The sequence below is a fragment of the Aeromicrobium sp. CFBP 8757 genome, from assembly GCF_014841755.1.
Taxonomy (GTDB): Bacteria; Actinomycetota; Actinomycetes; order Propionibacteriales; family Nocardioidaceae; genus Aeromicrobium.
On record NZ_JACYUM010000003.1, the window covers coordinates 45691 to 58068 of the forward strand.

13 protein-coding genes are annotated in these 12378 nt (G+C 72.2%); 6 read left to right on the forward strand and 7 right to left on the reverse strand.

Translation table 11 applies throughout. The features are described from left to right. Positions 1–18: 18 nt before the first annotated feature. On the reverse strand, positions 19–2367 hold the full coding sequence (pcrA, locus tag IFT73_RS09780; protein WP_244633328.1) for a DNA helicase PcrA: 2349 nt from the start codon (positions 2365–2367) through the stop codon (positions 19–21). A gap of 98 nt (positions 2368–2465) precedes the next feature. On the opposite strand from pcrA, the gene IFT73_RS09785 reads away from it, so the two are divergent. The 3 genes from IFT73_RS09785 (at position 2466) to IFT73_RS09795 (ending at position 3482) form a co-directional block, all read left to right on the forward strand. Then, positions 2466–2903: a GNAT family N-acetyltransferase gene (locus tag IFT73_RS09785; protein ID WP_192167497.1), complete on the forward strand. Its 438-nt coding sequence runs from the start codon at positions 2466–2468 to the stop codon at positions 2901–2903. Next, positions 2900–3250, forward strand: a complete 351-nt coding sequence (locus IFT73_RS09790; protein ID WP_192167498.1) for a GntR family transcriptional regulator — start codon at positions 2900–2902, stop codon at positions 3248–3250. The genes IFT73_RS09785 and IFT73_RS09790 overlap by 4 nt, the downstream gene beginning before the upstream one ends. Positions 3251–3311: 61 nt before the next feature. Then, entirely contained in the window at positions 3312–3482 is a 171-nt protein-coding gene (locus tag IFT73_RS09795) for a hypothetical protein (RefSeq protein ID WP_157432479.1), read from the forward strand. Positions 3483–3485: 3 nt separating this feature from the next. On the opposite strand, the gene zwf is transcribed toward IFT73_RS09795, so the two are convergent. The 5 genes from zwf to IFT73_RS19605 form a co-directional block, all read right to left on the reverse strand. Next, the gene (zwf, locus tag IFT73_RS09800; protein ID WP_192167499.1) at positions 3486–4922 is read right to left on the reverse strand and encodes a glucose-6-phosphate dehydrogenase; all 1437 of its coding nucleotides are present in this window, start codon (positions 4920–4922) and stop codon (positions 3486–3488) included. A 61-nt stretch (positions 4923–4983) separates the two neighbouring features. After that, a complete protein-coding gene (locus tag IFT73_RS09805; RefSeq protein ID WP_192167500.1) occupies positions 4984–6687 on the reverse strand; it encodes a sodium:proton antiporter in 1704 nt (567 codons plus the stop codon). 87 nt (positions 6688–6774) lie between these two features. After that, a complete protein-coding gene (locus IFT73_RS09810) occupies positions 6775–7530 on the reverse strand; it encodes a DUF2817 domain-containing protein (RefSeq protein WP_192167501.1) in 756 nt (251 codons plus the stop codon). Between the two features lie 166 nt (positions 7531–7696). Next, positions 7697–8338: a response regulator transcription factor gene (locus tag IFT73_RS09815; RefSeq protein ID WP_192167502.1), complete on the reverse strand. Its 642-nt coding sequence runs from the start codon at positions 8336–8338 to the stop codon at positions 7697–7699. After that, positions 8335–9582 (reverse strand): PspC domain-containing protein, encoded by a 1248-nt coding sequence (locus IFT73_RS19605; protein WP_192167503.1) that lies wholly within the window; start codon positions 9580–9582, stop codon positions 8335–8337. Before IFT73_RS19605 ends, IFT73_RS09815 begins: the two co-directional genes overlap by 4 nt. A gap of 141 nt (positions 9583–9723) precedes the next feature. On the opposite strand from IFT73_RS19605, the gene IFT73_RS09825 reads away from it, so the two are divergent. From IFT73_RS09825 to IFT73_RS09835, 3 genes are read left to right on the forward strand one after another with little or no spacing between them, the layout of a single operon-like run. Next, the gene (locus IFT73_RS09825) at positions 9724–10917 is read left to right on the forward strand and encodes a PspC domain-containing protein (protein ID WP_192167504.1); all 1194 of its coding nucleotides are present in this window, start codon (positions 9724–9726) and stop codon (positions 10915–10917) included. Continuing rightward, positions 10914–11168, forward strand: coding sequence for a hypothetical protein (locus IFT73_RS09830; RefSeq protein WP_192167505.1), 255 nt, complete (start codon positions 10914–10916; stop codon positions 11166–11168). Before IFT73_RS09825 ends, IFT73_RS09830 begins: the two co-directional genes overlap by 4 nt. Further along, on the forward strand, positions 11140–11394 hold the full coding sequence (locus IFT73_RS09835; protein WP_192167506.1) for a PspC domain-containing protein: 255 nt from the start codon (positions 11140–11142) through the stop codon (positions 11392–11394). The genes IFT73_RS09830 and IFT73_RS09835 overlap by 29 nt, the downstream gene beginning before the upstream one ends. On the opposite strand, the gene IFT73_RS09840 is transcribed toward IFT73_RS09835, so the two are convergent. Next, positions 11351–12373, reverse strand: coding sequence for a glycerophosphodiester phosphodiesterase family protein (locus tag IFT73_RS09840; RefSeq protein ID WP_371811229.1), 1023 nt, complete (start codon positions 12371–12373; stop codon positions 11351–11353). The genes IFT73_RS09835 and IFT73_RS09840 overlap by 44 nt on opposite strands. Positions 12374–12378: the final 5 nt, after the last annotated feature.

Consider the following 12378-nt stretch of genomic DNA (forward strand, 5'->3'; position numbering starts at 1 on the left):
CGCGGAAGGGAGCGCGGGTCAGAGCTTCTCGACCGGCGCGTAGCGCAGCAGCAGGCGTTTGACGCCCTGCGATCCGAAGTCGACCGACGCGACCGACTTCTCGGCCTGGCCCTCGACCGCGACGACCGTGCCCATGCCGAAGCTGTCGTGCACGACCCGGTCACCCGGTGCCAGCGAGACGACGGCGCGGTCGGCCTTCTTGGAGCGGGCGGCGACGTTGGACGTCCGGAACGACGCCTGCGCCGTGGCCGACGGCTGGCTCGGGGTCCACTGCGTCGGCGGCGAGGCCAGCCGGCGCCAGTCGACCAGCGGCTCGGGCAGCTCGTCGAGGAAGCGGGACGCCGGGTTGTACGCGGGGGCTCCCCACGCGGCGCGGGTCGTGGCGCGGGTGACGTAGAGCCGCTTCTCGGCGCGGGTGATGCCGACGTACGCGAGCCGGCGCTCCTCCTCGAGCTCCTTGACGTCGGCCAGCGACCGCATGTGCGGGAAGATGCCGTCCTCGAGGCCCGTCAGGAAGACGACCGGGAACTCCAGCCCCTTGGCGGTGTGCAGCGTCATGAGGGTGACGACGCCGTCGCCGTCGTCGGGGATCTGGTCGGCATCGGCCACCAGCGCGACCTGCTCGAGGAACGCGCCGAGCGATCCGGCGCCCAGGGCGGGCTCGTCGGGGATCGCCGCGACGGCCTCGGTGGGCTCGTCGGTCTCGGCGTCGTCGCCCTCGGCGGACTCGTCGTCGACCGTGCTGGCGCCCACGACGAACTCGCGGGCCACCGCGACGAGCTCGGCGAGGTTCTCGACCCGCGTCTCGTCCTGCGGGTCGGTGCTCTGCTCGAGCGCGGCGAGGTAGCCGCTACGGGTCAGCGCCGCCTCGAGCACGGCGTCGGCGGGCGCGCCCGAGTCGGCCATCGCCATCAGGTCGGACATCACGGTCGTGAACGCCTGGATCGCGTTGAGCGACCGGGTCGCGAGGTCGTTGGCCTCGTTGGCGCGCATCAGCGCGTCCCAGTAGCTGAGGTCGTGCAGCGTCGCGAGCCGCTGGATCGAGGCCTCGGCGCGGTCGCCGATGCCGCGCTTGGGCTCGTTGATGATGCGGCGCAGCGAGACGGTGTCGCGCGGGTTGACCAGCACGCGGACGTACGCCAGCGCGTCCTTGATCTCCTTGCGCTCGTAGAACCGCACCCCGCCGACGACCTTGTAGGGCAGGCCGACGCGGATGAAGACCTCCTCGAACACGCGGCTCTGGGCGTTGGTGCGGTAGAAGATCGCCGCATCCTTCGGCGCGATGTCGCCGCGGTCGACGAGCGTGTCGATCTCGTCGGCGATGAACTGCGCCTCGTCGCGCTCGTCGTCGCCGACGTAGCCGACGATCTTCTCGCCGTCGCCCTCGGCCGACCACAGCTGCTTGTCCTTGCGGCCCTCGTTGCGGCTGATGACGGCGTTGGCCGCCGACAGGATCGTCTGGGTCGAGCGGTAGTTCTGCTCGAGCAGGATCGTCGCGGCGTTCGGGAAGTCGTCCTCGAACTCGAGGATGTTGCGGATGTTGGCGCCGCGGAACGCGTAGATCGACTGGTCGGAGTCGCCGACGACCAGCAGGTCGGAGTCGGCGTCGGTGAGCTCCTTGATGAGCTGGTACTGCGCGTGGTTGGTGTCCTGGTACTCGTCGACCAGGATGTGCCGGAAGCGGCGGCGGTACGTCTCGCGCACGTCGGGCCACGCCTGGAACAGGTGGACCGTGTTCATGATCAGGTCGTCGAAGTCCATCGCGTTGGCGGCCTGCAGGCGCGCCTGGTAGGCCGTGTAGACCTCGGCGTAGATCTCTTCCGTCGGGTTCTGCGCCTTGCCGCCGGCCGCCTCGTGGTCGACGAGCTCGTTCTTGAGGTTGGAGATCCAGTTGAGGACGGCCCGCGGGTTGATCTTCTTGGGGTCGAGGTCCATGTCGCGGCAGATCAGCGTCATGAGGCGGCGCTGGTCGGCGGAGTCGTAGATCGTGAACGACGACGTGAAGCCGAAGCGGGTGGCCTCGCGGCGCAGGATGCGCACGCAGGCGGAGTGGAACGTCGAGACCCACATCATGCGGGCTCGCGGGCCCACGAGGTCGGCGACGCGCTCGCGCATCTCGGCGGCGGCCTTGTTGGTGAACGTGATGGCCAGGATCGAGCCCGGGTGGGCGCCGCGGGCCGCGATGAGCCACGCGATGCGGCGGGTCAGCACGCGGGTCTTGCCCGAGCCCGCGCCCGCCACGACCAGCAGGGGCCCGCCGGGGTGGGACACGGCCGCCTGCTGCGCCTCGTTGAGACCGTCGAGCAGGGAGTCGGACCGGGGGCGTCGCCGGTCGGCGGCGCCCGGGGCGGCGGAGGATCCGCCCATCGGGGGCGTGGGGAACGGCAGCGTCATCGTGCCCTCCAGCCTAGTTGCCGTGGCCGACAGCGGCGGCACGGGCCGGTCCGGACGTAGACTCGCCTGCCATGGATCCCGTCGCCGGCATCAGGACGGCCCACGAGGCCGATCTGGACGCGCTGACGGACGTCTGGGAGCGGGCGGCCCGGTCGTCGCATGACTTCATGGACCCGGGCGACTTCGACGCGCTGCGGCCCTTCATCCGCGACTCCTACCTGCCGTCGATGCACGTCCGGCTCGTCGAGGTCGACGGGGCGGCGGTGGCCTTCGTCGGCTCGGCCGACGGCCACGTCGAGCTGCTGTACGTCGACCCTCCGTTCCACGGGCGGGGCCTCGGCACCCGCCTGCTGGCCGAGGTCGGACCGGGCGGCGCGCGCAGCGTCGAGGTGTACGCCGACAACACGACCGGCGTCGGGTTCTATCGCTCGCGGGGCTTCACCGAGACCCGACGCCGCGAGACCGACGCCGCCGGGCGTCCCTATCCGATGGTGGTGCTGACCCGATGACGATCGAGATCGACGTGCTGAGCGGTGAGGCGCCGTTCGAGCAGGTGCGGCGGCAGGTCGCCGAGCGCGCGACGTCCGGGGCCTTCCCGGCCGGGCACAAGCTGCCCACCGTCCGGGCCCTGGCCGAGGCGCTCGACCTGGCCCCCAACACGGTCGCCAAGGCCTACCGGGCGCTCGAGGTCGACGGCGTGATCGAGACGCGCGGGCGGGCCGGCACCTTCGTCGCGAGCCGCACCGCCCCCGACGGGGCGACCGAAGCGGCCGCGCGGGCGTTCGCCCTCGAGGCCCGCCGCCAGGGCCTGTCGCGCGACGAGGCCGCGCGGCTGCTCGACTCCCACTGGGGCTGACCCGCCCCTCCCCCACGCCCGCGGCACACACGCGGTTGCGCGCGACCGCTAGCGTGGGCACGTGCCGTTCGAAATCGTCCTCCTGCTGCTGCTGATCGCCGGCGTCGCCCTCATCGGCCTCGCCCTGAGCGGCTACGGCAGCCCCGACCGCTCCCACGAGAAGCCCCCGCGCATGCCGGGGCACGAGGTCGACGAGCGGCTGCGCAAGCGCAACGACCCCGGCGCGCGCTAGCGCCTACTCGGCGTTCGGGTTGGGCTTGCGCCAGCTGCGCTCGAACGGCAGTCGCCACGCCCTCGGCGCGATGAGCTGGTGGATCGCGTTGGGCCCCCACGTGCCGGGCTGGTACGGCCGGACCGGGGGGTTGTCGGCGAGCAGCGGCTCGGAGATCTCCCACAGCCGCTCGATGCCCTCGGACGTCGTGAACAACGTCCGCTCGCCACGCATCGCGTCGTAGATCAGCCGCTCGTACGCCTCGAGCACCTCGCCGGCCCGCTCGTTCTCCTGCATCGCGAACTGCATGCTGAGCTTGTCGAGGCGCATGCCGGGGCCCGGCCGCTTGCCGTAGAACGACAGCGACATCCGCGAGGCGTCCGCGAGGTCGAACGTCAGGTGGTCGGGGCCCTGCAGGCCGACCCCGGACCCGGCCGGGAACATGCTCTTGGGCGGCTCGCGGAACGCGATCGAGATGATGCGCGCACCCTCGGCCATCTTCTTGCCGGTGCGCAGGTAGAACGGCACGCCGGCCCACCGCCAGTTGTCGATCTCGGCCCTCAGCGCCACGAACGTGTCGGTCTCGGAGTCGGCCGCGACGCCCTTCTCGTCGCGGTAGCCCTGGTACTGGCCGCGCACGACGTAGTGCGGGTCGAGCGGGAGCATCGAGCGGAAGACCTTGTTCTTCTCCTCCGAGATCGAGTCGGAGTCGAGCGACGTCGGTGGTTCCATCGCCATGAACGCCAGCACCTGGAACAGGTGGGTCACGACCATGTCCTTGAACGCGCCCGTGCCCTCGTAGAAGCCCGAGCGACCGTCGAGCGACAGCGTCTCGGGCACGTCGATCTGCACGTGGTCGATGAAGTTGCGGTTCCAGATCGGCTCGAACAGGCCGTTGGCGAACCGGAAGGCCAGGATGTTGAGGGCCGCCTCCTTGCCGAGGAAGTGGTCGATCCGGAAGATCTGCTGCTCGTCGAAGACCTCGTGGATCTCGGCGTTGAGGGCCTTCGCACTCGCCAGGTCGGTGCCGAACGGCTTCTCCATGATGATGCGCGACCGCTCGACCAGCTGCGCCGCGTCGAGCGTGTGGATCACGTCGAGGGCGGCCTTCGGCGGCACGCTGAGGTAGTGCAGGCGCCGCGGCGTGCCGCCCAGCTCGGCCTCGAGGACCGCGGCGGCCGCCGCCAGCGCCTCGGGCCCCGCCGTGACGTTGACGTACGACAGCTTGGGGGCGAACGCGGCCCACTTCTCGTCGTCGACGTCGCGGGTGCTGAACTCGCGGTACGCCTTCTCGGCGAACTCGCGGAACGAGTCGTCGTCGAAGTCGTCGAGCGAGACGCCGATGATGCGCGAGTCGGGGACGAGGCCCGACTGCAGCAGGTGCATGATGCCCGGCAGCAGCTTGCGGCGGGCCAGGTCGCCGGTGGCGCCGAAGAGCACGATCAGGTGGGGCTCGTCCATGGCCTCAGGCTAGACCCGTGAGGTTGCGCGGGGGTGAACTCGCGACACGCGGGCCCGGGCGTCAGTCCAGCCGGTCCATCGCCATGTCGCCGGCGTCGACGCGCCGCAGCATGCGGTTGAGGTTCTCGGAGTCGAAGCGGCCCGACGACCGGGCGTCGATCAGGGCGTCGCGCTGGTCGGCCAGCACGGCGCGACGCAGCTCGACGTAGTCGCGCAGTCGCTGGGCGACTCCGTCGTCCCCCTCGCCGGCCCACCGGGTCGTCCGCTCGGGGTGGCTGTCGTCCTGCACCTGGTCGAGGACGACGGGCTCGAGCACTCGCCCGTCGAGGCCGTCGTCGGCGACCTCGGCGCAGCGGGACGCCGCGACGTCGGCCAGCATCTGCGACAGCGCCGCGAGCTGCTGGCGGTCGATCTCGCGGCGGTCGGACTCGACCTCGAGACGTCGCACGACCCACGCCAGCGTGCCGCCCTGCACGAGCAGCGACGTCACCGCCACCGTGAACGCCACGAGGATCAGCAGCTCGCGCTGCTCGAAGCCCGTCGGCAGCGTCTGCGCCGCGGCGAGCGTCACGCTGCCCCGCATGCCGGCCCACACGAGGATCACGCCGGCGCGACGGTCGAGCCGCTCCTCCTCGTAGAACCGCATGTCGGCCTCGCGCCGCGCGACCATCAGGTGGATGCGCTGCAGTCGCCGGTCGGACAGGTCGTTGGACTCGTCGGACGCCAGGTAGTCGCGCACGCGGTTCATGCGAGGCTCCCAGCGGTGCATGTCCTTGCGGTCCTGCAGCAGGCTCCACAGCAGCGCCACGACGTACAGGCCGCGCACCGCCAGCAGGATCCCGAGGCACAGGGCGCTCAGCACCGCGAGCCGTCCGAAGTCGCCGTCCTCGGACCGGAAGTCGTCGAGCAGCGGGCCCAGCTCGAGCCCCATGAGCAGGAAGACGCCGCCCTCGAGCAGGAAGGCGACCGTCCGCCAGTTGACGGCCTCGGCGAGCCGGTCCTGCGCCCGCAGCACCGACGGCCCCCAGTAGCCCGTGACGAGGCCCGTCGTGACGACCGCGACGAGGCCCGACGCGCCCAGGTGCTCGGCGGGGGCGTAGGCGATGAACGGGACGGCGAACGAGATCGCGGTGTTGACCGTGGCGTCGTGCAGGCGGGCGCGCACCGCGACGCTGGCGGCGCCGACCACCAGCCCGACCACCGCCGCGACCGCGATCGCCACGACGAAGTCGACCGACACGTCGAGCACCGACACCGAGACGCCCGTGGCGGCCACGGCGGACCGCAGCAGCACGAGCGCCGAGGCGTCGTTGATCATGCTCTCGCCCTCGAGCACCGTGACGAGTCGCGGCGCGACCCCCGTGCGCTTCACGATCGAGGTCGCCACGGCGTCCGTCGGGCTGACGATCGCACCGAGGGCGACCCCCTCGGCGAACCCCAGCCCGGGCACGAACGTCTCGACGACCCAGCCGATCGCGAGGGCCGACGAGACCACGACGACGATCGACAACCAGCCGATCGACTTGAGGTCGCGGCGGAAGTCCATCGCCGGCATGTTGACCGACGCCGCGTACAGCAGCGGCGGCAGCACCCCGGCCAGGATCAGCTCGGGCTCGGGCTCGATGCGCGGGACACCGGGCACCAGCGCGAGCAGGACCCCCGCGCCGACGAGGACGAGCGGGGCCGCGACGCCGACCTTCGGGGCCAGCACCGATGCGGCGACGATGACGGTCAGGGCGAGCACGCCGAGGATCGTGAGGTCCATGACGTCGATCGTGCCACCGGACGCTGAGAGGTCGCTGTCACGGCGGCCACCGCAGGTGGCTCCGGGCGGCGGCGGTCCCGGGCGTCGTCAGCGCTTGGCGCCGAGGCTGCCCAGGATCGCGCGGGGCGCGACCTCGCGGAGGTACTTCCTCGACGGGCTCCTCGGCAGCTCGACCGTGATGACGGCGCCCGAGCGGTGCTTCGCGCGGAACCACATCGAGTACGTGCCGAAGCAGCGCGAGAAGCAGTCGAAGGCCTTCTGCGGGAGCCGGACGCGCGACGCGAGGCGCTTGGCCCACGCCCGGTTGCCGGTGTCGCGGATGTCGATCCCGTTCAGGGGCTGGTGGTAGCTCACGGTGTACGTCGGGTCGATCTCGTTCGCGAGGTCGCGGATCGCCCGTGTCTCGGGCTCGGAGAAGGCGCGACGGCCCGAGTTGGTGGCACCGCCGATCTTGCGCCACTTGGCCCCGAAGTTGCGGTTGAGGTCGACGCCGTGCGCGTTCTGACGCCTGTTGCTGGCGTAGCCGTCGGGGTTCACGACGGGGACGACCCAGATGTCGGCGCCGGTGATCGGTCGGCCGTCGCGCAGGTTGCGCAGCGTCTGGATCGATCCCTGCTCGTCACCGTGCATCGCGGCGAGCAGCAGCACCTTCTTCTTCGACGACGGGTCGCCGAGCCGCCAGGCGACGATGTCGCGGCCCTTGACGCTGTGCCCGATGACGCGGGTCTCGACGACGGCCGGACGTCTCGCGTCGGCGGCCGAGGCGGGCGACTCGACGACGGCTGTCGCCGCCAGCGGTGCGACGAGCGCGACGGACAGCGACCAGACCCCGAGTGACTTCATCGCCACATCATCGCAAAGTCGACCGGAGACCGCCGCCCCCGAACCGCGAGCGGTGCGGAGTGGACCTTCTGGGACGGCGTGTCCGACCACACCGCACCACTCGAGGACGTCTGTGCACGGCTCGGTCGGGCGCGCGAGCGGCAACGACCGCGTTGACCGGGCCGGATCAGATCAGCCGTCGGTCGTTGGCCCAGCGGGTCAGCTCGTGACGGCTCGACAGCTGCAGCTTGCGCAGGACGCTGGAGACGTGCGTCTCGACGGTCTTGACCGAGATGAACAGCTCGGTGGCGACCTCCTTGTAGGCGTACCCGCGGGCGATCAGCCGCATGACCTCGCGCTCGCGGGCCGTCAGCCGGTCGAGGTCCTCGTCGACCTGGGCGACCTCGATCGTCCCGGCGAAGGCGTCGAGCACGAAGCCGGCGAGCCGGGGCGAGAACACCGCGTCACCGGCGGCCACCCGCGCGATCGCGTCGAGCAGCTCGGACCCCGAGATGTTCTTGGTGACGTAGCCGCGCGCGCCGGCGCGGATGACGCCGATGACGTCCTCCGCGGCGTCGCTGACCGACAGCGCCAGGAAGCGGACGTCGGGGTGGCGCACGTGCAGGCGCCTGATGACCTCGATCCCGCCGCCGCCCGGCATGTGGACGTCGAGCAGCACGACGTCGGGCGTCGTCGCGGCGATCAGCGCGACCGCCGACTCGACGTCCTCCGCCTCGCCGACGACGTCGAGGACGCCGTCGACCTCGGACCGCACCCCGGTGCGGAACATCGCGTGGTCGTCGACGATCGCGACGCGCAGAGTGGTCATGAGGGGGGTCCTTCGGTCGGGACGGGCTCGGGTGCGCGGACCGGCACCCGCAGGGCGACCTCGGTGCCCTCTCCGGGACGGCTGCGGATCGACGCGGTGCCGCCGTGGCGCTCGACCCGCCCGACGATCGAGGCCCGGACGCCCATGCGGTCGTCGGCGATCGTGCCGGGGTCGAAGCCCCGTCCGCGGTCGCGCACGAACACCTCGGCGGCCCGGCCGTCGGCCTCGGCGTAGACGTCGATCCGGTCGACGCCCGCGTGCTTGGCGGCGTTGACCATCGCCTCGCGGGCGGCCCGTGCGAGGGCCGCCATGTCGTCGTCGAGGGGCACGTCGCCGACCGAGATGAGCTCGACCGGCACGTGGTGCGCGTCCTCGACGTCGGCGGCCGCCGAGCGGAGCGCCGCGAGCAGCGAGTCGCCTGGGCGTTCGTCATTGCCGTAGAGCCAGTCGCGCAGCTCGCGCTCCTGGCGCCGGGCCAGCGTCGCGACCGCCGCGGAGTCGTGGGCGTTCTTCTGCAGCAGCGCCAGCGTCTGCAGCACCGAGTCGTGCAGGTGCGCGGCGACGTCGGCGCGCTCCTGCGAGCGCACCCGCTCGCGGCGCTCGTCGGACAGGTCGCCCATGAGGCGGACGATCCACGGCCCGAGGATCAGGCCGAGCCCCAGCACCGCGATGACCAGGGCGGAGGCGAGGCTGACGGCAGCGCTCCAGCCGCCCTCCTTCGTCACGAGGTAGATCGCGGCGAGCGCCACGAGACCCGTGCCGGCCGCGACCCGCGAGGCGAACGCCCACCCGTGGGTCTCGCGCATCCAGCGTCCCCACGCGACGTCGTCGAGCTGCCGCCACACCACCGCGACACCGACGACCGCGACCAGCAACGGGCCGAACAGGCCGTCGTCGAGGCCGCGCCCGGTGGCCTGGATCAGCAGCAGCACCCCGACGCCGATCGCGCCGAGCGCCACGGTCTGGGCGATCTCGGTCGGCCCCGTGCGGGTGCCGTCGCCCCGCAGCCCCCGCCGCGTCGCCGACTCGAGACCGGGCGAGAGGTCGGGGCGCTGCAGGGGCAGCAGGCGCCACAGCAGCAGGTAGGCGACGACGCCGACGCCCTGGAACCACGTGGCGACGACGAACGCGAGGCGGACGGAGAGGACCGGTACCCCGAGGTGGTCGGCCAGCCCCGTCGCGACGCCGCCCACGAGCCGGCGATCGGCCGGTCGGCGCGCGCGGCGGTACGGGTAGGACGTCACCGGACGATCGTCACACGCTCGCGCACCCCCGCGCCACCAGGATCGTCCCGGGCACGCCCCCCGGTCACCCCGAGGGGCTCGGGGACGGATTCAGGGTCGTACCCGATGCGCGACACGGGCCCGCCCGAGCACGATGGGCCCATGAACGACACCCAGCACCTGCCTCCGCCGCAGCAGCCCCCGGGCACCCCGCCCCCTCCGCCGGACGACGAGTTCGACCCGCGACGCCTGCGCACCGTCACCGACGTGCAGCGCTCGTCCGACGACCGCGTCGTCGCCGGGGTGTGCGCCGGAGCGGCGCGGTATCTGAACGTCGACCCCGTCGTGGTGCGGGTCGTCGTCGCGGTGCTGACGATCGCCGGGTTCGCGGGTGCGATCCTCTACGTCGCGGCCTGGATCCTGCTGCCCTCCGACGACGCCGAGAAGAGCCTCGCGGCCGAGTGGTTCAGGCTCGACCGCAACGAGCCCCAGGTGAGGGTCGCCGGTCTCGTCGGTGCGGCGGTCCTCGCTGTCCTGTCGATCGTCGGCGACAGCAGCTGGGCCTGGTGGGGCGACACCGCGTGGTGGCTCGTCCCGTTCGCCCTGGTGCTCTACGTCGTGTGGCTGCGCCCGCGGCGGCGACGGCACGCCCGCGCGGCGACGGTCGCGGCCTCCCCGGCCGGTCCGTCCACCGCAGGCGCAGGCGCAGACGCCGACGCCACGGTGCCGCAGCCGACCCCCGCGCCGACCGGGCCGGCCCGCGCACCCCGCTCCCCCGCCCTGGTCGTCCTGACGACGTCCGTCGCGGCGATCGCGCTCGCCGCGACCTGGATCTACGACGAGACGCAGCGGGACGTCCACTGGACGACGTACGTCGCGGTGGCCCTGGCCGTCGTCGCCGTGGGGCTGCTGGTCGGGACGGTCGTCGGCGACGGCGGACCGCTCATCGCGATCGGCCTCGTGCTGGCGGTCACGCTCGCGATCGGGTCGCTGTTCCCGAGCGGTCGCATCGGCTCGCAGACCCCGACCCCGACCGTGGCGGCCGACGTCAGACCCACGTACCGGCACGGCGTCGGCGAGCTCGAGCTCGACCTGACCCGGGTGTCCGACGTCGAGCGGCTCGCCGGCCGCACCATCTCGATCGACGCCGGCATCGGCCAGACGACGGTCGTCGTGCCCGACGGGCTGCTGGTCGACGTCGGCGCGCACGTCCGTGCCGGCCAGATCGACCTGTTCGGACGCCTGGAGGACGGCACGGACGTCTCGCTCGCCGACGTCGCGGACCGGCCGGACGGCTCGGCCCTGAGGATCGACATCGACCAGGACCTCGGTCAGATCGAGGTGATCAGCCGATGAACCGCCACCCGTTCCGGTGGGGAAGCCTCGCCTTCTCGATGATGTTCCTCGCCGCGGTCGGCCAGTGGGCCGTGTGGCGCGGCGACCTGCTGACGTCGCGCCAGCTCAGCCTCACGGCCGCGGGGGTGCTGATCGTCCTCGGCCTGGTCGGCGTCGCCGCCACGCTGAGGCAGACCCGCCCCGCACCTGCCGCCACCCCCTCGACCCTCCAAGGAGACGATCATGACGAAGCAGCTCACCAGGTCCCGTGACGACCGGTGGATCGCCGGGGTGTGCGGCGGCATCGCCGACTACACCGGCATCGACACCTCGATCGTCCGCGTCGTCCTGGTCGTGTGCACGGTCCTCGGCGCCGGGTCGCTCGTGCTCGGCTACCTCGCGGCCTGGGTGCTGGTGCCGCGGCAGCCCCGCCACGACACCGTGTGGGCGCAGGCTACTGACGCTCCATCCACAGGGCCCGGGCCCGCACCGCAGTAGCGGTGTAGTCGGAGAACACCCCGTCGACCCCCGCGTCGAGGAAGGCGAGGTACTCGCCCACGGCGTCGCCGTGGGCGGCCTTGTCCCTGCTGGTGCGCAGGTCGGAGGACAGGAAGTTGTTCTCGTTGCGCATCGTCCAGATGTGCACGACGAGGCCCAGGTCGTGGGCGCGGCGCACGAGCTTGGTGGTCTTGGCCAGCCGCGCCCGCAGGTCGCGCTTGATGACCTGGCTCTTGTTGGGGCCGATCCCGTCGGCGTAGGCCGCGATTTTCTCGAGCTCGGGCGGCTTGCGCATCGCCCAGTACGTGCGTGGGTCGCCGGCGGCCCGCAGGTCGAACGGCGCCCCCACGCGGTCCATCAGCTGGATCAGCGTCACGGGTGTGCGGTCGCGCAGGGCCCGCAGGTTGCCGGTCTCCATCGACTGGATCACGATCCTGGCGCCGGCGTGGTTGAGGCCGCGGCGCTCGAGGGTCTCGACGAGCAGGTCGTCCAGGTCGAGCCCGAGGCCCGCGAAGTACGTCGGGTGCTTGGTCTCGACGTAGACGCCCACGGGCTCGTCGCGCCCCTCCGTGCTCGCCTGCTCGGCGATGTCGAGCACCTCGTCGAACGTCAGGATCTGCTCGGTGCGGGCGAGGGGGATGTTCTGCGGCCGCAGCTGGGGCAGGCGCTCGCGGACGCGCAACGTCTTGAGCTCGGCCAGCGTGAAGTCCTCCGTGAACCAGCCGACGTACGGCACGCCGTCGACGACCTTGGCGACCTTGCGGTCCGCGAACTCCGGACGGCTCGCGACGTCGGTCGTGCCGCTGATCTCGTTCTCGTGCCGCACGACCAGCACGCCGTCACGGGTCGCGACGACGTCGGGCTCGATGTAGTCGCAGCCCTGCTCGATCGCCAGCAGGTACGACGGCCGCGTGTGCTCGAGCCGCTCGCCGGGCACGCCGCGGTGGCCGATCACGATGGGTGGCGCCGGGGAGGACACCCGTC

What these genes read in the sequence shown, in the direction of transcription:
- IFT73_RS09825 (WP_192167504.1), top strand. Translation starts at nt 9,724, where the DNA reads ATGAACGACACCCAGCACCTGCCTCCGCCGCAGCAGCCCCCGGGCACC.
- pcrA (WP_244633328.1), bottom strand. Translation starts at nt 2,367, where the DNA reads ATGGGCGGATCCTCCGCCGCCCCGGGCGCCGCCGACCGGCGACGCCCC.
- IFT73_RS09810 (WP_192167501.1), bottom strand. Translation starts at nt 7,530, where the DNA reads ATGAAGTCACTCGGGGTCTGGTCGCTGTCCGTCGCGCTCGTCGCACCG.
- IFT73_RS09815 (WP_192167502.1), bottom strand. Translation starts at nt 8,338, where the DNA reads ATGACCACTCTGCGCGTCGCGATCGTCGACGACCACGCGATGTTCCGC.
- zwf (WP_192167499.1), bottom strand. Translation starts at nt 4,922, where the DNA reads ATGGACGAGCCCCACCTGATCGTGCTCTTCGGCGCCACCGGCGACCTG.
- IFT73_RS09805 (WP_192167500.1), bottom strand. Translation starts at nt 6,687, where the DNA reads ATGGACCTCACGATCCTCGGCGTGCTCGCCCTGACCGTCATCGTCGCC.
- IFT73_RS09790 (WP_192167498.1), top strand. Translation starts at nt 2,900, where the DNA reads ATGACGATCGAGATCGACGTGCTGAGCGGTGAGGCGCCGTTCGAGCAG.
- IFT73_RS09835 (WP_192167506.1), top strand. Translation starts at nt 11,140, where the DNA reads ATGACGAAGCAGCTCACCAGGTCCCGTGACGACCGGTGGATCGCCGGG.
- IFT73_RS09785 (WP_192167497.1), top strand. Translation starts at nt 2,466, where the DNA reads ATGGATCCCGTCGCCGGCATCAGGACGGCCCACGAGGCCGATCTGGAC.
- IFT73_RS09830 (WP_192167505.1), top strand. Translation starts at nt 10,914, where the DNA reads ATGAACCGCCACCCGTTCCGGTGGGGAAGCCTCGCCTTCTCGATGATG.